The organism is Streptomyces sp. NPDC057950 (genome assembly GCF_042887295.1).
In the GTDB taxonomy this organism is placed as follows: domain Bacteria; phylum Actinomycetota; class Actinomycetes; order Streptomycetales; family Streptomycetaceae; genus Streptomyces; species Streptomyces kaempferi.
Genome location: NZ_JBHVPP010000015.1, coordinates 111805 through 133459, shown reverse-complemented (window position 1 = coordinate 133459; position 21655 = coordinate 111805). Strand labels below are relative to the sequence as shown.

Annotated in this window: 18 protein-coding genes; 9 read left to right on the top strand and 9 right to left on the bottom strand. The window is 72.6% G+C overall.

All coding sequences use genetic code 11. From position 1 onward, the window contains the following. Positions 1-25 precede the first annotated feature (25 nt). Positions 26-1216, top strand: coding sequence for an NAD-dependent formate dehydrogenase (locus tag ACFVTC_RS24615; protein WP_390130361.1), 1191 nt, complete (start codon positions 26-28; stop codon positions 1214-1216). Positions 1217-1252: 36 nt separating this feature from the next. Here the strand turns inward: ACFVTC_RS24615 and ACFVTC_RS24610 are convergent, their stop codons facing one another. Both ACFVTC_RS24610 and ACFVTC_RS24605 read right to left on the bottom strand, forming a co-directional pair. Then, the gene (locus ACFVTC_RS24610) at positions 1253-1645 is read right to left on the bottom strand and encodes a molybdopterin-binding protein (protein ID WP_390130359.1); all 393 of its coding nucleotides are present in this window, start codon (positions 1643-1645) and stop codon (positions 1253-1255) included. Between the two features lie 167 nt (positions 1646-1812). Then, a complete protein-coding gene (locus ACFVTC_RS24605) occupies positions 1813-2349 on the bottom strand; it encodes a universal stress protein (RefSeq protein WP_390130357.1) in 537 nt (178 codons plus the stop codon). Positions 2350-2724: 375 nt separating this feature from the next. Between ACFVTC_RS24605 and ACFVTC_RS24600 the strand changes: the two genes are divergently transcribed. Beyond that, on the top strand, positions 2725-4254 hold the full coding sequence (locus ACFVTC_RS24600) for a hypothetical protein (protein ID WP_390130355.1): 1530 nt from the start codon (positions 2725-2727) through the stop codon (positions 4252-4254). Positions 4255-4295: 41 nt separating this feature from the next. Here ACFVTC_RS24600 and ACFVTC_RS24595 read toward each other — a convergent pair whose 3' ends face one another. Continuing rightward, positions 4296-5105, bottom strand: coding sequence for a L,D-transpeptidase family protein (locus tag ACFVTC_RS24595; RefSeq protein WP_390130353.1), 810 nt, complete (start codon positions 5103-5105; stop codon positions 4296-4298). Between the two features lie 374 nt (positions 5106-5479). Between ACFVTC_RS24595 and ACFVTC_RS24590 the strand changes: the two genes are divergently transcribed. From ACFVTC_RS24590 to ACFVTC_RS24570, 5 genes are all read left to right on the top strand, one after another. Then, positions 5480-7138: a molybdopterin-dependent oxidoreductase gene (locus ACFVTC_RS24590; protein ID WP_390130351.1), complete on the top strand. Its 1659-nt coding sequence runs from the start codon at positions 5480-5482 to the stop codon at positions 7136-7138. 173 nt (positions 7139-7311) lie between these two features. Then, positions 7312-7974 (top strand): fasciclin domain-containing protein, encoded by a 663-nt coding sequence (locus ACFVTC_RS24585; RefSeq protein ID WP_390130350.1) that lies wholly within the window; start codon positions 7312-7314, stop codon positions 7972-7974. 202 nt (positions 7975-8176) lie between these two features. Then, entirely contained in the window at positions 8177-8761 is a 585-nt protein-coding gene (locus ACFVTC_RS24580) for a sigma-70 family RNA polymerase sigma factor (RefSeq protein WP_390130348.1), read from the top strand. After that, positions 8758-9504 carry an anti-sigma factor domain-containing protein gene (locus ACFVTC_RS24575; RefSeq protein WP_390130347.1) on the top strand — a complete coding sequence of 249 codons (747 nt, stop codon included), beginning with the start codon at positions 8758-8760 and terminating at the stop codon, positions 9502-9504. Before ACFVTC_RS24580 ends, ACFVTC_RS24575 begins: the two co-directional genes overlap by 4 nt. 285 nt (positions 9505-9789) lie before the next feature. Then, entirely contained in the window at positions 9790-10821 is a 1032-nt protein-coding gene (locus ACFVTC_RS24570) for a chitinase (protein ID WP_390130345.1), read from the top strand. Between the two features lie 143 nt (positions 10822-10964). On the opposite strand, the gene ACFVTC_RS24565 is transcribed toward ACFVTC_RS24570, so the two are convergent. Continuing rightward, the gene (locus ACFVTC_RS24565) at positions 10965-11357 is read right to left on the bottom strand and encodes an STAS domain-containing protein (protein ID WP_390130343.1); all 393 of its coding nucleotides are present in this window, start codon (positions 11355-11357) and stop codon (positions 10965-10967) included. A 272-nt stretch (positions 11358-11629) separates the two neighbouring features. Here ACFVTC_RS24565 and ACFVTC_RS24560 point away from each other — a divergent pair, with 272 nt between their 5' ends. Next, complete coding sequence (locus tag ACFVTC_RS24560; protein ID WP_390130342.1) at positions 11630-11965, top strand: hypothetical protein; 336 nt, start codon at positions 11630-11632, stop codon at positions 11963-11965. 182 nt (positions 11966-12147) lie between these two features. Continuing rightward, entirely contained in the window at positions 12148-12567 is a 420-nt protein-coding gene (locus ACFVTC_RS24555; protein ID WP_390130340.1) for a DUF5994 family protein, read from the top strand. Positions 12568-12623: 56 nt separating this feature from the next. Here the strand turns inward: ACFVTC_RS24555 and ACFVTC_RS24550 are convergent, their stop codons facing one another. The 5 genes from ACFVTC_RS24550 to ACFVTC_RS24530 form a co-directional block, all read right to left on the bottom strand. Then, positions 12624-13619 (bottom strand): NAD-dependent epimerase/dehydratase family protein, encoded by a 996-nt coding sequence (locus ACFVTC_RS24550; protein WP_390130338.1) that lies wholly within the window; start codon positions 13617-13619, stop codon positions 12624-12626. Positions 13620-13716: 97 nt separating this feature from the next. Continuing rightward, positions 13717-14634, bottom strand: a complete 918-nt coding sequence (locus tag ACFVTC_RS24545) for a hypothetical protein (protein ID WP_390130552.1) — start codon at positions 14632-14634, stop codon at positions 13717-13719. 217 nt (positions 14635-14851) lie between these two features. After that, entirely contained in the window at positions 14852-15625 is a 774-nt protein-coding gene (locus tag ACFVTC_RS24540; RefSeq protein ID WP_390130336.1) for a polysaccharide deacetylase family protein, read from the bottom strand. Between the two features lie 603 nt (positions 15626-16228). Then, complete coding sequence (locus ACFVTC_RS24535) at positions 16229-19270, bottom strand: FG-GAP-like repeat-containing protein (RefSeq protein WP_390130335.1); 3042 nt, start codon at positions 19268-19270, stop codon at positions 16229-16231. 163 nt (positions 19271-19433) lie between these two features. Further along, complete coding sequence (locus ACFVTC_RS24530) at positions 19434-21587, bottom strand: PQQ-binding-like beta-propeller repeat protein (RefSeq protein WP_390130333.1); 2154 nt, start codon at positions 21585-21587, stop codon at positions 19434-19436. Between the last annotated feature and the right edge of the window lie 68 nt (positions 21588-21655).

Below are 21655 nucleotides of genomic sequence, written 5' to 3'. Positions count from 1 at the left end.
AACCGGAGTTGAGGAGAGCCGCGCCATGGCCAAGGTGCTCTGTGTGCTGTACGACGACCCGACCGACGGATACCCGACGACGTACGCCCGCGACGACCTGCCCGCCATCGACCACTATCCCGGCGGGCAGACCACGCCCACTCCCAAGGCGGCCGACTTCACCCCCGGCCATCTGCTCGGCAGCGTGACGGGCGAACTGGGCCTGCGGCGCTTCCTGGAGGAACGCGGACACACCCTGGTCGTCACCTCCGACAAGGACGGTGACGCTTCGGTCTTCGACCGTGAACTGCCCGACGCGGACGTGGTGATCTCGCAGCCGTTCTGGCCGGCGTACCTGACCCCCGAGCGGATCGCCGCCGCGAAGAACCTGAAGCTGGCGGTCACGGCGGGCATCGGCTCCGACCACGTCGACCTCGACGCGGCCATCGAGCACGGCGTCACCGTGGCCGAGGTGACGTACTGCAACAGCATCAGCGTCGCCGAGCACGTGGTGATGATGACGCTCTCCCTCGTCCGCAACTACCTGCCCTCGCACCAGGTCGTCCTGGACGGCGGCTGGAACATCGCGGACTGCGTCGCCCGTTCGTACGACCTGGAGGGCATGCACGTCGGTACGATCGCCGCCGGGCGCATCGGGCTCGCGGTACTGCGCCGCCTGGCGCCCTTCGACGTGAAACTGCACTACACCGACCGGCACCGGCTGCCGGAGGCGGTCGAGCGGGAACTCGGGCTGACCTTCCACCCGACCACCGCGGACATGGTGCCGCACTGCGACGTCGTCACCGTCAACGCGCCACTGCACCCGGAGACGGAGGGGCTGTTCGGGGACGAGCTGCTCGCCACGATGAAGCGCGGCGCGTATCTCATCAACACGGCGCGGGCCCTGATCGTGGACCGGGACGCCGTGGAACGGGCGCTGCGCAGTGGGCAGTTGGCCGGCTACGCGGGTGACGTCTGGTATCCGCAGCCCGCGCCGGCCGACCACCCCTGGCGCACCGTGCCGCACCATGGCATGACCCCGCACATCTCCGGCTCCTCGCTCTCCGCCCAGGCCCGCTACGCGGCGGGCACCCGCGAGATCCTGGAGTCGTGGCTGGAGGGCACGCCGATCCGGGACGAGTACCTGATCGTCGACGGCGGCGGGCTCGCGGGCACGGGGGCGCACTCCTATTCGACGGCGACGGCCGCGACCACGCCACCGACGACCACGTCCTGAGAACGCGGGGCCACCGCCCGCCGACGTCCCCCGTGTCTACGTGCGGTCGATGTGCACGTTGGTGGACTTCACACGGGCGGTGGCCTCCATGCCGACCTCCAGGCCGAGTTCCTCGACGGCCTCCCGGGTCAGCAGCGAGACCAGCCGGTGCGGTCCGGCCTGGATCTCCACCTGGGCGGCCACGTCACCGAGCTTGACGGCGGTGACGATGCCGGGGAACGCGTTGCGCACCGAGGTGCAGGAGGTCTCGTCCTCCCCGCCGGTCTTCGCCAGATCGACGGAGAAGGCCGCGAGATCGCGCCCGTCGATGACACGCCGCCCGCCCTCGTCGCGTCGCGTGGTGATGCGCCCGGCGTCCGCCCACCGCCGCGCGGTGTCCGGGCTCACGCCGAGCAGCCGGGCGGCCTGGCCGATGGTGTAGGACTGCATGCGCGCCAACATAGGCACGCGATCCTTGCGTCTGCAAGCAAGGCCGGCCGTACGTCGGTACAGGTCGCGCACGTCGCCCCCGGGCACCGTCCGCCGGGCACCGTCCGCCGGGCACGGTCGGCCGGGCCGAGCGGGGCGAACCTTCCCGGGTCGCCGGGCGGGCGGTCTCAGGGGCGGTCGTCCGTCAGCTCGCCGGCGTTCAGCGGCAGGCGCAGGCTGACGCGGCGTCGCACCGCGGCCAGTTCACGGTGCAGGGGGGAGCGGGGTACGGCCAGCACCGGACAGGCGGCGTGCGCGAGGCAGTAGCGCGCCACCGAGGGGAACAGCGCGCGGCGCACCCTGCCGCGGCGTCCGGCGCCGATCACCAGGAGGTCGCCGGCGCGGTCGGCGGCCCGCACCAGGGCGCGGCCCGGCCGGTCCCACACGGCCACCACCCGCAGGGGGACTCCCGGCCCGGCCAGTCCGAAGGCCGAGTCGAGGGCGGTACGCAGCCGTTCGTCCGCCAGCTGCCGGAACTCGGCCATGGGCGGTGTGAGCATCGAACTCGGGTGGGCGAGCGCCCCTCGCGGCGGTTCCCAGGCGCCCACGGCCAGCAGCCCGACGCCCCGCCGGTGGGCCTCGAACGCGCCCCGGTGCAGGGCCGCGAGACTGCCCAGCGAGCCGCTGACCCCGACCACGACGCGTCGCCGCTCTGCCTCGCTCATCGCTGGCCCACCCCTCGGCGTACGTCCACTCGGGCATCCGGGTCCCATGGAACGCGCCAGGAGGACGCGGGGCCACGGTGTTGGCCCTCACCTAACGTGGAGACGACAGTTCCTGACACTCGCGACACGGTTCTGAAGTGGGTGCGGGTGCGGCGGTGGGGGCGAGGGCGCGCGGCGTGTGAGGCGTGCGCGAGGGGCGCGCATTTATCCGCGCAACCACCTGTATGTCGCGAAACGGCAACAGGGCCTTCCGCGGCCTTGCCGCTGTTGAACCCTTGGGCGGGTAACGAGGGGGAAGTATGAATATCTTGTTCGCTGTCGTGCTGATCATCGCGTGCGGGGTGGGTCACCGCCGCGCCGCGGGGAAGAAGCGGCATGCCGGCTGAGTCATGGCCCGTCCTGCTGGCGGTGTCCGTCCTGGTCTGCACGGCTCTCACCGCGCTCCCGACAGGCAGCAGACACAAGCGCGCCGCGCCGGGGCGCGTGGTGGCGATCGTCTCCGTGCGCGTCGGCGAAGGCGGTGGCGGTGGCGGTGGTGACGGCGCGGGGGGCGAAGGAGGTCGTGCCGAGGGCGCCGCCGAGCCGCTGTACGCGACCGTCCGCTCGCTGACCGGCCAGTCCCGGCCGGTCGACGCCGTCCATGTCGTCGACGACGGACCGGCCCTCCCCGTCGCTCCCTTCGACCACCCCTCGGTCACCTGGCACCGGCTGCCCGGCGGCGGCAGGCGCGCGGCCCGCGCCGCGGTGGTCCGTCGACTACGCGACCGCGGGGAGCCGTTCGACTACGTTCTCACCGTGGACGCCGGCTCCGAGGTCCACAAGGACGCGGTGTGGCAGATGCTGCGCGTCCTGAACGACCCCCGCGTCCAGGCCTGCACCGGAACCGTTCTGACCCGGGCCCGTCACGCCGGCCTCACGGCCCGTCTGTCGGACCTCAGACTGTTCGTCCTGTGCGTGCTCGGCCGCGGACTGCGCTCCGCCGTGGGAGCGGCACGCCCGGCCCCGGGCGGACTCTCGCTGTACCGGGCGCCGGTCCTGTCCGACCATCTGGAGCACTACGTGGCCTCGGGCGAGGGCGGGGGCGACGACGACCGCCAGCTGTGCGGCTACGCCCGCTCGCGCGGCCGGGTGGTCTCCGTACCGCGCGCCTACGTCACCGCCGACGCGCCCGGCACCCTCGCCGACACCTACCGGCAGCAGTTGAGCCGGGCGAGGGCGGTCCGGCGCCTTGTCCCCTGGGAACTCCTCGCCCTGCCCGGGTCCGCCAGGACCGCCCGGCTGGTCGAGCTGGGCGCGGGGGCCCTGCTGCCCCTCCTGTCCCTCGGCCTCGTGGCCGGCGTCCGGCGCACCGGCTCTACCGGCCTCCTCCTGCACGTCCTGGCGGCCGTCGGGGTGTTCACGCTGGCCGAAGCGCTGCTGTACGCCGTCCTGAGACCCGGTCTGAGCCGTACGGAACGGCTGACGGCCCCCCTGCTGGCCCCGCTGCACGCCGCGATGATGTTCTTCGTGGTCCACCCGGCGACGTACCGGTCCCTGATCGGAACCCGTCCCACGGGCGGACGCACCCGTGAAGAGTCCGCCGCCGCCGTGCCGGAACGGCCCGCCTCCGGGGTCCCGCACACGCGGCGCACTCCGGACGACCGGAACCCACGGGGGAGTTCAGGCACGCCCAGCGCCCCCAGCACGCCCAGCACCCCCGGCGCCCCCAGCACGCCGGGCACGCCCGGCGCCCCCAGCACCCCCGGCGCCCGGAGCACTCCGCAGCCTCCCGGCGCCTCGCGGACCCGGGGAACCCCGAGCACCCCGCGTACCGCGCCCCCGCCCGGTCCCGCCAAACTCCTCGACCCCTTGACGGAGAAGACCCTCGAAACGCCCCTGAGAACCCGCCCGGCGCACCCCGGCTGACCCCGGGCGGAGGGAGTCCCCGCCCGGCTGCCGCCCCGGTGTCAGCGGGCGAGGGACGTCGCGTCACCCATGACGACCACGGGATGCAGGGCGGGGTCGAGCGTGAGCAGGAGTTCCTTCATGTGCCGCTGAGCGAGGCCGACGCAGCCGTGCGTCGGGCCGCCGTGGTCCACGTGCAGCCAGATGCCACCGCCGCGGCCCGCGCCGAGCGGGCGGGTCCAGTCGAGAGGTGAAGTGCCGGGCCGGCGGTTGTAGTTGATCGCGACGACGTAGTCGAAGGAGCCCGCGAGCGGTTCGCCCTCGAAGCCGGTGCCGACGGTGGTGAAGCCCCCCGACCGGTCGTACGGCAGTTTGCTGCCGGGGTCGGCCAGCAGCCCTCCCGCGTCGGTGAGGGCGAACACGCCGATGGGGGAGCGGAGGTCACCGGCGTGGTGGTCGTCCGTCCAGCCCCTGAGCGCGTTGTGGGCGGGCCACTCGGCTCCCGGTGCCCAGCCCGTGTCCGTACGCCGGTACAGCGCCACCTTGGATATCGGGGAGTTCCTGCCGCGGCCGGTGACCAGGACGACCTGCCGCGCCTCCGCGGGAACGGCGGCCAGCGTACGGGGGCCCAGGCCCGGCAGCCGCGCCGAGTCGGCGCTGCCGGCCGCTCCGGTGTCCGCGGAAGGGCGCGAGGGCTTGGCCTGCGTCGTGCCGGAGGTGGCGGCAGGGGCATCCGTGCCGACGGCCGACGACCGTGCACCGCCCACGGAGTCGGTTCCGCCCCCGCATCCGGTGAGGGCGACGGACAGGACCAGGACGACCGCGGACAGCCCCGGGCGGACACCGCCCGTGCGGTTGATGGAGAAAGGCATGATCATCATCCTGGACGGGACATGTGAGGAAGTGGTCAGCGGGCCGGAGAAATGGGGCCGTGCCCCGCGCCCCACGCCCCGCGTGCCGGCCCGCGTGCCGGCCCCGCGCCCGTACGCCGTCGTGTGGTTCTCCGACCGCTGCGACGTCCGCACATGACGTCCCGTCCGTATTCACCCAGGGCTTTTCTCCGATGAATCCCGCGGATCCTTCCGGGCTCATTCGCGGCCCCTGCGCGGAACTTCCGTGGCCCTTTCGTGTCACGTTCGTGGGTCTTTATTCGAAGCCGAACGCGGCGCGGATTGGTCGGAAACGAAAATTCCTCCGATGTGGTGAGTGACCAATCCGCGGCACTGTTCTGCTTCGGATTCCGGCCGTGAGACAAGAACCGAGTACGTCGAGGCGCGGCATCCGGTGGGTGCGGCGGGCGCGGGCCGCGCTGAGCGGGCTGCTGGCCGGTTACGCGGCTCTGGCGTTCGCCGAGTTGGTGTCCGCGTTCGTGCGGCCACAGGCCGGTCCGATCGTGGCCGTGGGGTCGGCGGCGATCGACCGGACCCCGGCGCCCGTGAAGGACTGGGCGATCCGTCATTTCGGCACGGACGACAAACTCGTTCTGCAACTCGGAATTCTCGCCGTGCTCGCCGTCCTGGCGGTCCTGCTCGGGCTTCTCGCGCTCGCCCACCGCGGGACCGGGTCCGCCGGAGTACTCGTATTCGGTGTCGTGGGCGCGGCGGCCGCGCTCAGCCGCCCGGATTCCACGGGCGCGGCCGACGCCCTGCCGTCCGTGGCGGGCGCGTTGGTGGGCGGGCTGCTGCTGTACGGGCTCACCGGCCGTCCGGCGGTGAGCGGGCCCCTCGACGCCGCGCCGGTCGTCGGGCCGGACGGGGAGCGTCCCGTGGCGGCCGACGACACCGTCGGCCCGGCCGTCACGCCGGGGGAACCCGGCTGGGACCGGCGCGGCTTTCTGGTGGCGGCCACCGCGGCCGCGGCGGCGTCGACCGGTGCCGGGGCGCTGGGCCGGTCGCTGAACGGCAGCCGCGGCCGCGACGCGGTGGCCTCCCGCGCCCACGTGCTGCTGCCCGCGCCGGGCTCCCCGGCCGCCCCCGTGCCCGCGGGCGCGCGGCTGAGGGTTCCCGGCATCGGTCCGTTCGTGACGCCGACCAAGGACTTCTACCGGGTCGACACCGCCCTGGTCGTCCCCAAGGTCGACGCCACCACCTGGCGGCTGCGCATCCACGGCAAGGGAGTGACCCGCCCGGTGTCGCTCTCCTTCGACGACCTGCTGCGCCGTGCGGCGATCGAGCGCGACATCACGCTGACCTGTGTGTCCAACGAGGTAGGCGGCCCCTACGTGGGCAACGCGCGCTGGATCGGGGTGCGGCTGGCGGATCTGCTGGCCGAGTGCGGGGTGACACCCCCCTCGAAGGGCGGTCCGGCCGATCAGCTGGTCGCCCGCTCGGTCGACGGCATGACGATCGGAAGCCCGGTCGACGACGTGATGGACGGCCGGGACGCCCTGCTCGCCTTCGGTATGAACGGCCGGCCGCTGCCCTTCGAACACGGCTTCCCGGTCCGCATGGTGGTGCCCGGTCTCTACGGCTACGTATCCGCCTGCAAGTGGATCCAGGACATCGAGCTCACCACCTTCGACGCCTACGACCCGTACTGGGTGAAGCGGAAGTGGGCACGCAGGGCACCGGTCAAGACCCAGTCCCGTATCGACACCCCCAAGCCGTTCGCCCGTCCTCGGGCGGGCACGGTGATGGTCGCCGGTGTCGCCTGGGCCCAGCGCCGCGGCATCCGTGAGGTGGAGGTGCGTGTCGACGACGGGCCCTGGCAGCAGGCCCGTCTCGCCGCCGAGGACAGCGTCGACACCTGGCGGCAGTGGTCCTTTCCCTGGCAGGCGGCCAAGGGCGGCCACACCCTGACCGTCCGGGCCACCGACGGCACCGGCCAGGTGCAGACCGCGCTGCGCGCCCGGACCATCCCGGACGGGGCCAGTGGCCGGCACTCGGTGGTGGTGACCGTCGACTGAGCGACCCCCACCGAGCCGCCCCACGCACCCGTAAGGGAGTACCGGCGCGCTCCACCCACCCGGACCCCGGCTTCCCTCCCTCAACTTCCCTCCCCCTGCGCCGACTTCCCTCCGTCCCCTTCGAAATTTCCCCCTCGAACGCGGCTTCCGCCGCGCCGTCCTAGGAGAACTCCATGAACATCCGTTTCCGCCGTACCGCCCTCGCCGTCGCCGCGGCCGCCGTCCTGCCCCTCGCCCTGAGCGCCTGCTCGGACAGCGGCAAGGACAGCGCCTCCTCCGACAACGGGAAGTCCTCGACCGCCGCGAGCGACACCGCGACCGACAGCGCCACCACCGGCTCCGGCGACATGGCCGGCGCCGAGCAGCCCTTCGGGCCGGGCTGCGCCACGGTGCCGAAGAACGGCGCGGGCTCCTTCAACGGCATGGCCAAGGACCCGGTGGCGACCGCCGCGTCCAACAACCCGGCCCTGTCCACGCTGGTCACCGCGGTGAAGAAGGCCGGTCTGGTGGACACGCTCAACAGCGCGCAGAACATCACGGTGTTCGCGCCGACCAACGACGCCTTCGCGAAGATCCCGAAGGCGACCCTGGACAAGGTCCTGGCCGACAAGGCGCAGCTGACGAAGATCCTCACGTACCACGTCGTGGGTCAGAAGCTCGCTCCCAAGGACCTGGAGAGCGGCTCCTACGCCACGCTGGAGAAGTCCAAGCTGGCCACCGCGGGCTCCGGCGAGTCCTACACGGTCAACGACGCCTCCAAGGTCGTCTGCGGCAACGTCAGGACCGCCAACGCGAATGTCTACATCGTCGACACCGTGCTGATGCCGAAGAGCTGACGCCGACGAGCCGACACCGCACCACGACTCCCGTGACGGGGAGGGGCACGAGGGTGGCCGGGCCGCACGCCCGGCCACCCCGGCCACCCCGGCCACCCGGCCCCCCGGGCCACCTGGCCACCCCGGGCCACCTGGCCACCCCGGCCCCCCGGGCCACCCCGGCCCCCCGTCCGCGTGCCCGCGTGCTCCGAAGGATGGCCAAGTGAGAGAAGCCGTGTACATCGGGAGCGACCCGTCCCGGCGTCCCGACCTGGAAGCGTTGATGCGGTCCGTGGCCTGCGGCGACGAGCAGGCGTTCGCCGGCCTCTACGACGCCGTCGCCGGCCCGGTGCTCGGCGTGGTGCGCGCGGTGCTGCGCGACCGGGCCCAGTCCGAGGAGGTCACCCAGGACGTCCTGGTCGAGGTGTGGCGCACCGCGCCCCGCTTCGAGGCGGCGCGCGGCACCGCCATCAACTGGGTTCTCACCCTGGCCCATCGTCGTGCCGTGGACCGGGTCCGCTTCGCCGAGGCCACGGCCGCCCGGGACCACCGGGCGGCGCTGCTCGACCGGATGCCCGAGTACGACGAGGTGACCGAGCAGGTCGAGATCCGGCTCGAACGCGAGCAGGTACGCCGCTGCCTGCGCACACTCACGGAACTGCAGCGCCAGTCCGTGACGCTCGCCTACTACCGGGGACTGACCTACCGCGAGGTGGCCGCCCAACTGTCCGTGCCGCTGGGGACGGTCAAGACCCGTCTGCGCGACGGTCTCATCCGACTGCGTGACTGCCTGGGAGTGAGCGCATGACGACCACCGCCGACCTGCACACCCTGACCGGCGCGTACGCCCTGCACGCCCTGCCGGACCAGGAGCGCGCCGCGTTCGAGGAACACCTCGCCGACTGCGCGGCCTGTGCCGGCGAGGTGGCCGAACTGACGGCCGCGGCGGCCAGGTTGGGGCTCGCGGTCGCCGCTCCGCCGCACCCCGCGATGAAGGCGAGGGTCATGGCCCGGGTCCCGGCCGTCCGCCAGGACGTTCCGCGGGTACGCCTGCCCGCTCCGTCCCGCGCGCTCACCCGGCGGCTCGGACGCTGGGCGCTGGCCGCCTGCGTCGCGGCCGCCGCGGGGCTCGCCGGGACCACGGTCTGGCAGCACACCAGGGCCGACGACGCGGGGCGGCGGGAGAGCGCGGCCCGGCAGCGTGCGGACGACCTCGCGGCGGTCCTCTCGGCCCCCGACGTGACGTCCCGCCACGTACGTCTCGCGGACGGGGCGGCCGGCACGCTCCTCGTCTCCAGGAGCCGCGACCAGGCGGCCTTCGTGGCCTCGGGGATGGCGGTACCGCCCCGCGGCAAGGTCTACCAGCTCTGGTTCGACGACTCCGGAACCATGCGGCCGGCCGGGCTGATGGACGCCCATCGGGCCACGCAGGCCGTGCTGTTGGACGGATCGCCCGGCGGGGCCTCCGCGGTGGGCATCACGGTGGAACCGGCCGGCGGTTCGGCCCGCCCGACCTCGGCACCGGTCGCCCTCATGGAGCTGCCCGTCTGAGCGCGGGCGGGGGCCGACGTGGCGTCGGCGGTCCGGGGGGTGTCGCGCCCGTGGTCCGGAGCATCGACCCCACGGTTTGGGTCAGTTCACCGTAAAGAACCTTGACAGTCGATTGGTCTAGTCCAACGATGGTCGCTGTTCGTTCCTGGTCCAGCGGGAGCCCTCCGGCGCGCACCGTCCCGGCAGGCTCCCACGGTGATGCCCTTCCGCTCATCCCGCCTGCTCTTTTCCACCATGGGAGCGTCAATGAGACGACCTGGTCCGCTTCGCACCTTGCTGTCCTGCATGACCGTGACCGCCCTGTCCGCCGGGCTGGTCGCCCTCGGCGGAGGCGGTGCGCTGGCCGCGGCGCCGGCCCGCTCGCACGCCCCGAAGCCGCTCCCCGCGCACGTGGCGGCGCCGTACTTCGAGGCGTGGACCGGCGAGAGCCCGGCCGCGCTCGCCGCCGCGTCGGGCAACAAGTACCTCACGATGGCCTTCCTCCAGACGGACGCGCCGGGCTCGTGCACCGCGTACTGGAACGGCGCCACCGCCCAGCCGATCGACAAGGCGTCCTTCGGCGCGGACATCGCCCGGATCCAGGCCCGCGGCGGCAACGTCATCCCGTCCTTCGGCGGCTACAGCGCCGACACCACCGGCACCGAACTCGCCGACAGCTGCACCAGCGTGGACGCCATCGCGAAGGTGTACGAGAGTCTCGTCACGACGTACGGCATCACCCGTATCGACCTCGACATCGAGGCCGACTCGATCAACAACACCGCCGGCGTCGACCGCCGCAACAAGGCCATCGCCAAGGTCCAGCGCTGGGCCGAACGCACCCGTCACCACGTGCAGTTCTCCTACACACTGCCCACCTTCGCGAACGGTCTCGCGCCCAGCGGGGTGGCCCTGCTGCGCAACGCCGTCGACAACGGCGCGCGCGTGGACGTCGTCAACATCATGACCTTCGACTACTGGGACGGCGCCACCCACGACATGGCGGCCGACGCCAGGACCGCCGCGACCGGACTGCACGACCAACTGGCCGCGCTGCACCCGGAGAAGTCCCCGGCGAAGCTGTGGAACACGATCGGCGTCACCGTGATGCCCGGCATCGACGACTACGGCCCCGAGGAGACCTTCACCACCCAGGACGCCGTCGCGGTCGAGAAGTGGGCCGCGGCCAGGGGCATCAACACGCTCTCCTTCTGGGCCCTCCAGCGCGACAACGGCGGCTGCGTGGGCACCGCGGGCGCCAACGCCTGCTCCGGAATCGCCCAGGACACCTGGTACTTCAGCCACACCTTCGAGCGCTTCACACACGGCGGCCGCTGACGCTCACGCATGCCGTCCGACGGCGGTGGGCGTCCACGTACGGCGTCCGCCGCGGCTCGGGAGGGCGGCCGCGGCGCCGTCGGGGCCCGCCCGGAATCCGGGTGGGCCCCGACGGCATGCTGTTCCGCCCTGATCGGCCCGTCTCACATGCCGTACGGACTCGACGGGGAAGCCGTTCCGCGGGGGTCGCGCCGGTGGGGCGGCGGCACCGGAGCCCTCGGCGCGCCGAGGAGCCGGGGAGCGGCGCCGGTGCGGGCGAGGAGCCGTGAGGTCTGGGGGGAGGGGTGGTGCAGCCGCAGCGACGCGTGCTCCCTGGCGGCGTGCTCCGACGCGTCCAGGAAGACCTTCAGACCACTGTCGTCGCAGGAGCCGAGGGGGGTCAGATCGACGTCGATGGTGCCGATGCCGTCGTCCAGGCACCGGTCCAGGGCGGCACGCACCCGGGGCGCCGTGGCGTGGTCGATCCTACCGACCAGGGTGATCAGTGCCCGGTTCCTCCGGTCGTGCCGGTAGATGGTCAGACGGGGCAGCGACATGACGCCTCCGTTCCGGGGACTCGCCGGGAACGACCCGGTGCGGACGCCGGCGCACGGAATACTCTCGGTACACAAAACCCTACTCCTCCGCCCGCGGGCGTCCCCGTGCCGGAACCTCCGGTGCCGGAGCCTCCTGGCGTCGCGCCGGCCGCGGCGACCGTCAGGAGTACGGTGGAGGAGCCGAGGGCACCTCGTATGCCGGTGACGGGACCGGTCTCGTCCTCGCCGCGCAGCCGATACGGGCCGCTCCGGTCCGGGGCAGGTTCCGCCCTATGACGTCCGAAGCCACACATGGCCCGTCCGGTCCGCACCGCGCGGACTCCCCCGGCGCGGACTCCCCCCATTCCGTCGACGTACGGGCGGACGTGTCGGGCCGGGTGGAGGTCCGCATCGTCTCCAGGGACCCCGAAGCGGCGCGGCGCGTCGCGGACGCGCTCCGGGTGCTGTTCGCCGGCGACGAGCAGCGCAGCTATCCGGACGGCCCCGCGGGAACCGGCACGCGACTGCACCTCACGCTCGACGCCTCGCACACCGCCGGACCGCTCCGCCCCTGGCTGGACACCAGCAGGCCGCCCGCCGACCGCACCCACCGGGGCGAGACGGTCTGACGGCCCCGACGCCGATACCACCCGGCCTCCCCCGCGCATTCCCCGGAAGCAGTCCAGGAGGCGCGGGCGAGGACCACCGCCGCGCGGTCGTCACCGAGGCCGGGGAGCGCCCGAAGTCTCCCGTTTCCCCCCGCCCCGGCCGCCGCGCTTCACTCACCTCCGTCCCCGCCCCAGGAGCTCCGATGACTCTCGCCCCGCCGCCCCCGCTGTCCTCCCCGGTCGGTGTCCGCCTGCGCCTGGCGGCGCAGCCCGAGCACGGCCGCATGCCCCGGCCCATCGACGGCGCGTGGTGGCCCCGCTCGTACGACCTGTCCGCCGAACTGCCCTGGCTGCTCGGCGGACTTCCGCGCTCCTGGGGGCGGATCGAGGGCGTTGTGGTGGACGGGGCCGAGTGGTCCCCGTTCCCGGACCGGCTGCTCGTCGCAGGCGAGGTCGTGCGCCTGAGCCGGACGACCCCCCGGCACGCCCCGCCCACGGTCTGTCTGGTGACTCCCGGCCGAGGCCGGTGGGACCTCCTGGTGGTGTCGCCCACCGCCACGGAGGAGGAGGCCGGCCCGCTCATGGAAGGCGCTGTGGGCGCGATCGGGGACGGCGTGGTGTGAGCGGGCCGCAGTCCGCCCGCGATCAGCATCCGCGAGGGGCGACCCCGATCGCGTCGTCACTCCCCGCGGAGCTTCGCCGTGGCGAACTCCCGCATCCCGACCTCGAACCCGACCTCGGCTTTCCACCCCAGGTCGGCGCGGAGCCGGGAGGAGTCCGCCGTGATGTGGCGTACGTCGCCCAGACGGTACTCACCGGTCACCACGGGTTCGGGCCCGCCGTACGCGGCGGCCAGCGCCCGTGCCATCTCCCCGACCGTGTGCGGCTCCCCGCTGCCGGCGTTGTACGCGGTCAGCGCGCCGTCCCCGGATCCGGCCGTGAGCGCGGCCACGTTGGCCGCCGCCACGTCCCGTACGTGCACGAAGTCCCGTCGCTGGCGCCCGTCCTCGAAGACACGCGGCGCCCTGCCGTGGGCGAGGGCGGACCGGAAGAAGGAGGCGACGCCCGCGTACGGGGTGTCGCGCGGCATCCCGGGGCCGTAGACGTTGTGATAGCGCAGCGACACCGCCGAGCCGCCCGTGGCCCGGGCCCAGGCCGCCGCCAGATGCTCCTGGGCCAGCTTGGTCGTCGCGTACACGTTGCGGGGGTCGGCCGGCGCGTCCTCGCCGACGAGCCCCGGGGCCAGTTCCTCACCGCACCGAGGGCACCGGGGTTCGAACCGTCCCGCGTCCAGATCGGCCACGGCCCGGGGTCCCGGCCGCACCACCCCGTGCCACTCGCACGCGTACCGCCCCTCCCCGTACACCACCATCGACCCGGCGAGCACGAGCCGCCGCACTCCCGCCTCCGCCATGGCGGCCAGCAGTACCGCCGTCCCGAGGTCGTTGCGCGACACGTACTCCACCGCGTCACCGAACCCCGTTCCCAGCCCGACCATCGCCGCCTGATGGCAGACCGCGTCCACGCCCGGCAGCGCGGCCGCCACCGCTGCGGCGTCGCGCACGTCCTGGCCGTCGCGCAGGTCGAACACGACGGGTTCGTGCCCGTCTCGCGCCAGCGCCTCGACGACATGGGACCCGATGAACCCGGCACCGCCGGTGACCAGTACACGCATGCCGGGCACGTTAGGCCCCGGACCCGCGCCGCCACAGCGCCGCGCCGGGCATGTCACCGCTCCGTAAGACGTCGCCCGGTCCGCGTCCGATCCGGACTCAGTGGTCGTCGCGGATGCTGGTCGCGATGCCGTTGCTGATCACGACCTCGGCGCCGAAGCCCTTCTTGGCGGCCGTCTCCAGCTCGTCCTCGGTGCACTTGGTGCCGTCCTGGCCGGCTGCGCCCGGGTCACCGCAGACGTCGTCGTAGCCCACGATCTCGGTGTCCTCGGCGACGAGGAACTCCTGCTCGGTGCCCTTCATGTCGGACACCGTGTACTTGCCCGGAGCGACGAAGGAGACGTTGCCGAACCAGGTGCCGTTGACGCCCTTGCCCTTGTCGATGCCCTCGACGGCGGTGTCACGGGTGCCGGAGCCGGAACCTGAGCCCGAGCCGGAACCTGAGCCCGAGCCGGAACCTGAGCCCGAGCCGGAACCTGAGCCCGAGCCGGAACCCGAGCCCGTGCCGGAACCCGAGCCCGAGCCGGAACCCGAGCCGGATCCGGAGCCCTGCTGGGCGGCGCGCCGCTCGGTCACCAGGGTCGCGACGCCGTTCTTCATCCGCACGTCGGCGCCCACGGCGGCCTTCCTGGTCGCCGCCTCCAACTGGTCCAGCGTGCAGGGCGCGTCCACCTTGGCCCCCGCCTCGCCGCAGATCGTGCCGGTGCCGTAGACCTCGGTGTCGTCGGCGACCCAGAACTCCTGGCCCTGCCGGCCGGGCACGGACACTATGTACTTGCCCGGGGCGAGGTAGCTGACCCTGCCGTTCTTGAACGAGCCGCTGACGCCCTTGGAGTCGGCTGCGTTCTTGGCGTTCTTGGCGTTCTCGGCGTCCGAGACCTTCGCCGCGACGGCCGTCGCGCCCGTTCCGCTCTTGCCGGACGAGTGGGTGTCGCCGCCGCTCTGGCATGCCGTCATCAGCAGCCCGGCGGTGATCGCGACGGAGGCGAGGACGGCCTTGCGCAGGTGGCGGTTCATCACGGGGGGTTCCTTCCGGCGGGACGGTGGGGAGGCGACGGCGTTGCCGGTCTCCCGCTCTGTGTCGACTATGAGGGCTGCCCAGGTCCGCAGGTCACGCCCGTCGTTCCTTCCGGACACCGCCGTGGCAGCGTCGTGACACGGCAACACTTCGGCCGCGGAGGGCGGTTGGACGGCGCGCCGCCTCGCGGGGGCACGCGAGGGAGGGGCCGGTGGGTCAGCGCACGGGGAAGCCGAAGGAGTACCCCTGCTGCTTGAGCCAGGGCAGGACCCGGCGCAGCGCTTCGACGGTCTGGGAGCGGTCGCCTCCCGCGTCGTGGAAGAGGAGCGTCGGCCCGTTGGGGAGCTCGCGCCGGACGGTGGCGACGATGGCGTCCGTGCCCGGCCGCTCGAAGTCCTTGGTGTCCACGTTCCAGCCCAGCGGGCGCATGCCCCGGGAAGCGGCGAGCTTGCGGCTGTCGGGGGTGAAGGCGCCGCCGGGGGCCCGGTAGTACATCGGCCGGACGCCCCCGGACGCCTTGGTGATCATGCTCTCGGCGTCGAGTATCTGCTGTGACCGGTAGGCCGGGGACTTCTTGTCCATCGCGGTGTCGTGCGACACCGTGTGGTCGCAGAGCCGGTGTCCGGCCGCGGCCACCTTCTTCACGAGATCCGGGTGGGCCTGCGCCTGCGTCCCCACCATGCAGAACGTGGCCTTCACCCCGTACTCCCGCAGCACATCGAGGACTTGGGGGGTCCACACGGGGTCGGGACCGTCGTCGATGGTGATGTTGACGCCGCGCGCCCCCTTGTCCGAGGCGTGCGCGATGGTCATCGCGACCGTCCTGACGTCACTGCGCGGCGCGGCCGTCGCGGTCGCCTTCGGCGAGGGGCCGCCCACGGCGCCGGCCTGCGCGGTCCACACCGAGGCACCGACGGCGAACACCGTCACCCCGAGTGCCGCCCCGACCACCTTGCCGTACCAGCCCCGTGTTCCGCCGTGCCGCGCCATGTCCGCCCCGCTTCCGCCCAGTGCCCCGTCGATCCCCGGTCGCGTCGCGACCACTTGGCAGGACGAAGGATCCCGGTCACGGGATGCGTCCGTTACCGATCACGGACAATCCCGGGGGAGTTCACGGACAACCGGGCCGGACGCGCACAAGAGACAGCCCCGGGTCATGGGCCTGGGGGTTTCGACGGCTCACGGGGAACGGGTGACGAGAACCGGACCCGCGCTCCCGGCTCGGGGCGGATCGCTGGCAGGACCCGTTGTCAGTGGCTGTGGCTATGGTTTCAGCGCGTGGTCGGCTTCCGGGGGTTCCAGCTCTGAAGAGAATGGTTTGCATCCCCGGCCTGTCAGGGGGCGGCCCGGAGACACGTCCGGGACCCAACCGACGGCCGGGCTTCGTCGATCGCCAACGGATGACCTGCCAGAGCCGGCCGCGCACCACCTCTCACGCGGGTCGAGGGCAGGCGCACGCTGTCGCGGAGCGGCTGCGACCGGAGAGCTTCGTGTGACAGTCCGTCACGGGCCCACGCTCCGGTCCCGGTGAGCTCGCGGACTCTGTGGTGGGCGGGGCCGGCCACTTCCTCGGACCCGACCTGTGACGGGCGGTCAGTACAGGGCCTTGTAGCCCTGCCATCCGGTGGTGATCCCGGTGCGAGGGCCGAAGGAGCCCTTGCCGTCGCCGTTGGCGCGCCACAGCTTTCCGGAGGTGTCGCGGAAGACGATGTCCGCCTTCCCGTCCCCGGTGATGTCGCCGGCGCCCACCACGACGTTGTAGGAGGCGCCCCAGTTGTCGGCCACCTTGACCCGCGCCCTGAAGCCGCCGGTCGCCGTGCCCGCGTACCGCCACAGCTTGTTCGACGTGTCCTGCGCCAGCAGGTCCCCGTACCCGTCACCGTTGAGGTCGCCGACGCCGATGATCTTCTTGTAGCCGGACCACTTGGAGAAGATCTTCACCCGCGCCGAGAGCTTTCCGGTGCTCGTGGCCTTGTACAGGTAGATGTCACCGGTGGACGCCTGGCGGGCGATCAGGTCCGCCCGGCCGTCACCGGTGATGTCGCCCGGTGAGGTCAGCACGTTGTACTGGGTCCAGCCCGACGTTCCCAGCGTGGTGTACGGCGTGGATGTCGTCAGGGCTTTGCCGCACCCCGGACGGTACGCCCGCAGCGCACCGCTGCTGAACCGCACGAGCACGTCGTCGCAGCGGTCGCCGTTCAGGTCTCCGAACGGCACGGCCGTGATCGAGGACGGCCATCCCGAAGCCGAGGGCTTCGTCGAGAACTTCCCGGCACCGTCGCCCCGGTGGAAGGAGAGCGCGCCCTGGGAGGTGAGCGTGAGCAGGTCACCGATGCCGTCGGACCCGACGTGATCGCGTCTCACCGCGGCACCGCCGGTCAACGCCAGCGAGCCGGACGCGGTCGCCGACGCACCGTGCTTGTCGGCCGGTGCCACCGTCAGCGTCCAGTTGTACGTGCCGTTGGGCACATACGCGCCCGTCGACGTCCTGCCGTTCCAGGACGTGTGGACCGCGTCGTGCGCGGCGCCGCCGGACAGTGTCCGCACGGTGGCCCCGGTCGCCTTGTTCCTGAGCACCAGCGTCCACGACGCGGCCGGCTTCGACAGCCACCACGTGCCGTCCCACGACGACGACGAGTCCGCCAGGCCGACCGAGGGTTCCGTCTTTGCTCCCAGCACCGCGATGTCCGTGGCGGTGACGCCACTCCGCAGGACGTGGATGTCCTGAGAGGTCTGGTCCACGTAGCCGACCAGGCCGGTGTACGGATCGACGTCCCACTCCCCGGCCTTGGCCGCCAGGGTCCGGCTCACCGCGGAGCCGCTCGTGACGTCCGTGAGGACCAGCGCTCCGGTTCCGGAGTCACGCGTGACCAGGAAGCCGTCGCCCAGGTGCGTCTCTCCGCCGGTGGGCACGGCGATGGATGTCTTCCTGCGGGTGTCGTACACGTACGCCTTCCGCACGTCGCCCTGGGGAAGATCGCACCATCCGGACCAGTACACCCAGCGTCCGACCGCCTGGAAGCCGCTCAGACCGCAGCCGCTGCCGCCCAGCCGGAACGACGTGATCGCGGTGCCCGAACGCATCTCCGTGGCCGTGACGGCGCCGTCCCTGGTCGCCGTCCACAGCGTTTCCCCCCACAGGGCGGGGGCACCCGTGTCGGCCGCGCCCGTGCGGGTGAGCACGATCTTGCGCGCGTCCAGGTCCGCCACGATCAGGCCGTCTCCCGCGGGCGAGGGCCCGTGCCAGGCCGCATACCGGCCTTCGACGTCCAGGAGGAAATGGTTGTCCTGGAGGCCGGAGGCCAGCACGGTGCCGGGAAGGGACTGCCCCCGGTCCAGGACGGAGACCTCCCCGGCCGCGTTGTGGAGGACCGCCCGGCCGTCACCCGTACCCATCAGGTCGGGACAGCTCCCGTAGTCCCCGGCCATGACCCCGCACCTCTGGGTCGCTCCCCGGTCCGTGCGCGGGCCCGCCGTCAGCGCCCCCGTCGTGGCCAGCGAGCGGCTGTACAGGTGCGTCGCCCCGTCGCCGGACTCGTAGGTCGTCAGCTCACCGCCGCTCAGATCGAACCTCTCGATCCCCATGGGCACGGCCGGAAGGCCCACGATCCGGCGGGCCCTGGGCAGACCGTCGGCCCCCGCCTCGACCTTGGCGATGCCGTAGTCCAGGGAGGACTCCCCGCCGGCGAGGACCAGGCCTCCGTCGGGAGACCCGACAGCGGCGGGATCCGCCCGCTTGAACAGGGGCAGCTCGGCGGAGCCGTCGAAGGGCAGCGCCGACACACTCCAGACGGAGGATCCGTCGCGCCGCGCGACGACGAGCGCGTCACCGACGACGCCGAGGATCTTGTCCCCGGAGTTGTGGGGGAAGGCGACCTCGTGCGAGGGAGCGTCGTAGGCACCCTGGGCGTACACCCGCGCCCGGGACCCGCTGTAGCTGACCAGGTAGTCGGATCCCACCACGGTGGAGAGGTTCGCCACCGTTGGAGGCAGGAGCGTGGCGGCACCGGACTCCGCATCCACCCAGGCGTACCGGGTGACCCCGTCCGGGCCGTTGTAGTCGACGAGCATGCCGGAGGCGGAACCCGTGGGAAAGGAGGAGAAGACCGTCCCGTCCGGGAACCCGGTCACGGGCTTCTGCACCGTGCTGCCGCTCTCGTCGTGCAGCAGGAAGAGCTGAGTCCGTTCGTCGCCTGTCGAAGTGCTGGTCAGGACAGTACGTCCGTACGTCTTCAGATAGCTCTGGCCCGCCGGGACGTCGACGGTCTCCGTCGTACCGGTTCCCATGTCCCGGAGCAGGACCTGCCCACCACTGCCCTGGGACGGGCGAAGGGCGACGATGTCCGAACCGGTGCCGTACGCGCCCGCGGTGCGCGGCGCGAGTTTCTCGCCGCCTTCCACCGGCTTCCGGCTGCCGTCGTAGCCGGTCCACCAGAGGCCGGAGCCCTCTGCGGCGGAGCGGTACTCGAGGAAGCCGGAAGCCCCCGCGCTCTGCAGATACGCCGTGCGCGGAGAGGTGCGCATGGTGGCCGGAACGGTGATCTCCGTCGCGGTCTCCGCGTGCGCGGGCGCCACCAGCGACACGGCCGACGCAGAGAGCGCCAACCCGATGAGCGTGACAAGGGAGCCACGCATGAAGGTATGACGAGTCACTTGATTCCCCTCCCCGGTGGAGGGCCCCATCCCCCCGAACAAGCGGGCGGATATTAACACTGGTACATGACAGATGACCTTGCCGGACCTGCCCGACGTACGCCCAGGGACGATCCGCACGGTGCGCGGTGATCGCCCCGGCCGGTCAGGTGGGCCCGTCGGGGCTCCGGGAGAAGGCCGTGTCACCGGCCATCGCGACGATCGCGTCCTTGACGAGCAGCACGCGCGGCGGGTAGCTCTGCACTTTGTCCCCGGGGTCGTCCAGTGCGGAGGTGCGCCAGACCTCCGCTCCGGTGCGGCTGTCCAGTGCCAGCAGACGGCCGAAGCGGTTGGAGAAATAGACCCGCTTGTACGTCGCCGACACCGCGGGCGCGGACAGACTCTCCACGTCCGTCGTCCTCCGCCAGAGTTGTCGGCCGCTGTCCGCCGACACCGCGGTGACCGATCCGTCGGACCGGACGAAGTAGACGACGCCGTCCACGAGGGTGGCCGCGCCCTTCAGCGGGTGTGCCAGCGGTATCCGTCTGACCTGCCCGGTTCCCGGGGCCACCCGCAGCAGCGCGTTGTACGGCCGTTCGTACCCGGCTTCGTACACGTCCTTCGCGGTCTGGGGGGCGAGGAACAGGGGTTGCCCGTCGACAGCGCCGAGCGCCTCAGCCTTCTTGGGCAGTGTGGCCGTTCCGGTCAGGCCGCCGGGTCCGGGCTTCATCAGCCGGAGCGGGGTCCGTCCGGGCTCGCTGCCCGCCGAGCACAGGGCGTAGGGGGCACCTCCCAGCACCGACGGAGCGCAGTACTCGTCCAGGGAGGGTGCCCGCCACAGTTCCTTTCCGGAAGGCCCGTAAGCCACGAACGAAGAGGAGTCGGGGGACAGGGTCAGCAGTCCGCCGTCGTACAGGACGGCCTCCTCGGAGGTGCTGATGTCGCGTTGCCACCGCCGGTGCCCGGTACCGGCGTCGAGGGCCACCACGCGCCTGGTCCTGTCGTCCGGTTCCTCGTACATGTAGACCAGCCCGTCGCGAACGCCGACCGGCTGCGTCCCCTGAGGGCGGGTGCCGGCCCGCCACAGGGTGCGGCCGGAGGCCGCGTCGATCCTGGCGGCCGTGAAACCCGTACCGCCGCAGAACAGGGCGCTTCCCTGCGCCACACATCCAGGGCTGTCGTAGTCGAGAGGGACACCCTTCACGTCGTACCGCAGTCCCGCCCGCCACGGACGCCAGCCGTCGGGCAGTGACGCGGGCCGGGCGCTGGCCGAGGCGGTGGCGGGGGCGGTGGCGGGGGTGTCCGGGCCGGACACGGAGACACCCACCCCGATACCCAGCGCCGTGACGGCCAGCACCGCACCGAGGCCGGTGAGCAGCATCCGGGTCCGGCGTCGCCCGCCGGTACCGAGGCCCGTCGCGGCGCCCGCGGAGGGGGTGGCCGCGCTCCGGGAAGCGGGTCGGCGCCGGGGTTTCGCGGACTGTCCGGTCTTCGGGGGCCCGGTGGCGCCGGATTCCGGCAGCGCCCGGAGCATGCGGTGTATGTCCGTCAGTTCCGGCCGTGCGGCGGGGTCCTTGTCCAGGCAGCGTTCGACAATGCCCAGGAGCGCCTCGGGCACGCCGCCGAGGTCCGGGGTCCCGAACACCACCTGATAGCCCGTTATGTACGGGCTGTCGGCGTCGAACGGTCCCGTGCCGACGGCCGCGAACACCAGCAGCGAGCCCAGCGAGAACACGTCCGAGGCCGGGGTGACGTCCCGGGGAGCGGCCAGTTGTTCCGGTGACATGAAGGGCGGAGTGCCGATCATCCGCCCGGTCGTGGTGAGGCTCTGGTGGTCGGCAGCCCGCGATATGCCGAAGTCGATGACGCGCGGCCCGTCCTCGGTCATCAGGACGTTGCGCGGTTTGAGGTCCCGGTGCACCAGGCCCGCGCGCTGGATGTCGCGCAGCGCATCGGTGAGCCCCAGCCCCAGCGCGCGCAGTTCCCGCAGGCTCAACGGGCCGTCCCTCTCCACGACTTCGGCGAGGTTGAGCCCCGGCACATAGAGCGTCGCCATCCACGGCTGGTCGGCGTCCGGGTCGGCGTCCACGACAGGAGCGGTGAAGGCGCCGCTCACTCTGCGCGCCGCCTCGATCTCCTGCCGGAAGCGCGTCCGGAACTCCTCCTCCTGGGCGTACGGCCCGTGCACGAGCTTGACCGCGACCTGCCGTCCCGAGGCGGCGACTCCCAGATAGACGACTCCCATGCCGCCCGCCCCGAGCCGGCCGAGAAGGGTGTACCCGCCTATGGACTCCGGGTCCCCGGTGCTCAGGGGCGTCATCGCCGATCATCCTTCCCAGCGCCTGTCTGCCTCACGGGGATCACAGTAGGGCCTGCCTCCCCGGAGCC

Excerpts from the sequence above, each read along its gene's own strand:
- ACFVTC_RS24615 (WP_390130361.1), top strand. The coding sequence starts at position 26 with ATGGCCAAGGTGCTCTGTGTGCTGTACGACGACCCGACCGACGGATAC.
- ACFVTC_RS24610 (WP_390130359.1), bottom strand. The coding sequence starts at position 1,645 with ATGCAGTCCTACACCATCGGCCAGGCCGCCCGGCTGCTCGGCGTGAGC.
- ACFVTC_RS24605 (WP_390130357.1), bottom strand. The coding sequence starts at position 2,349 with ATGAGCGAGGCAGAGCGGCGACGCGTCGTGGTCGGGGTCAGCGGCTCG.
- ACFVTC_RS24600 (WP_390130355.1), top strand. The coding sequence starts at position 2,725 with ATGCCGGCTGAGTCATGGCCCGTCCTGCTGGCGGTGTCCGTCCTGGTC.
- ACFVTC_RS24595 (WP_390130353.1), bottom strand. The coding sequence starts at position 5,105 with ATGCCTTTCTCCATCAACCGCACGGGCGGTGTCCGCCCGGGGCTGTCC.
- ACFVTC_RS24585 (WP_390130350.1), top strand. The coding sequence starts at position 7,312 with ATGAACATCCGTTTCCGCCGTACCGCCCTCGCCGTCGCCGCGGCCGCC.
- ACFVTC_RS24575 (WP_390130347.1), top strand. The coding sequence starts at position 8,758 with ATGACGACCACCGCCGACCTGCACACCCTGACCGGCGCGTACGCCCTG.
- ACFVTC_RS24570 (WP_390130345.1), top strand. The coding sequence starts at position 9,790 with ATGACCGTGACCGCCCTGTCCGCCGGGCTGGTCGCCCTCGGCGGAGGC.
- ACFVTC_RS24565 (WP_390130343.1), bottom strand. The coding sequence starts at position 11,357 with ATGTCGCTGCCCCGTCTGACCATCTACCGGCACGACCGGAGGAACCGG.
- ACFVTC_RS24560 (WP_390130342.1), top strand. The coding sequence starts at position 11,630 with ATGACGTCCGAAGCCACACATGGCCCGTCCGGTCCGCACCGCGCGGAC.
- ACFVTC_RS24555 (WP_390130340.1), top strand. The coding sequence starts at position 12,148 with ATGACTCTCGCCCCGCCGCCCCCGCTGTCCTCCCCGGTCGGTGTCCGC.
- ACFVTC_RS24550 (WP_390130338.1), bottom strand. The coding sequence starts at position 13,619 with ATGCGTGTACTGGTCACCGGCGGTGCCGGGTTCATCGGGTCCCATGTC.
- ACFVTC_RS24545 (WP_390130552.1), bottom strand. The coding sequence starts at position 14,634 with ATGAACCGCCACCTGCGCAAGGCCGTCCTCGCCTCCGTCGCGATCACC.
- ACFVTC_RS24540 (WP_390130336.1), bottom strand. The coding sequence starts at position 15,625 with ATGGCGCGGCACGGCGGAACACGGGGCTGGTACGGCAAGGTGGTCGGG.
- ACFVTC_RS24535 (WP_390130335.1), bottom strand. The coding sequence starts at position 19,270 with ATGCGTGGCTCCCTTGTCACGCTCATCGGGTTGGCGCTCTCTGCGTCG.
- ACFVTC_RS24530 (WP_390130333.1), bottom strand. The coding sequence starts at position 21,587 with ATGACGCCCCTGAGCACCGGGGACCCGGAGTCCATAGGCGGGTACACC.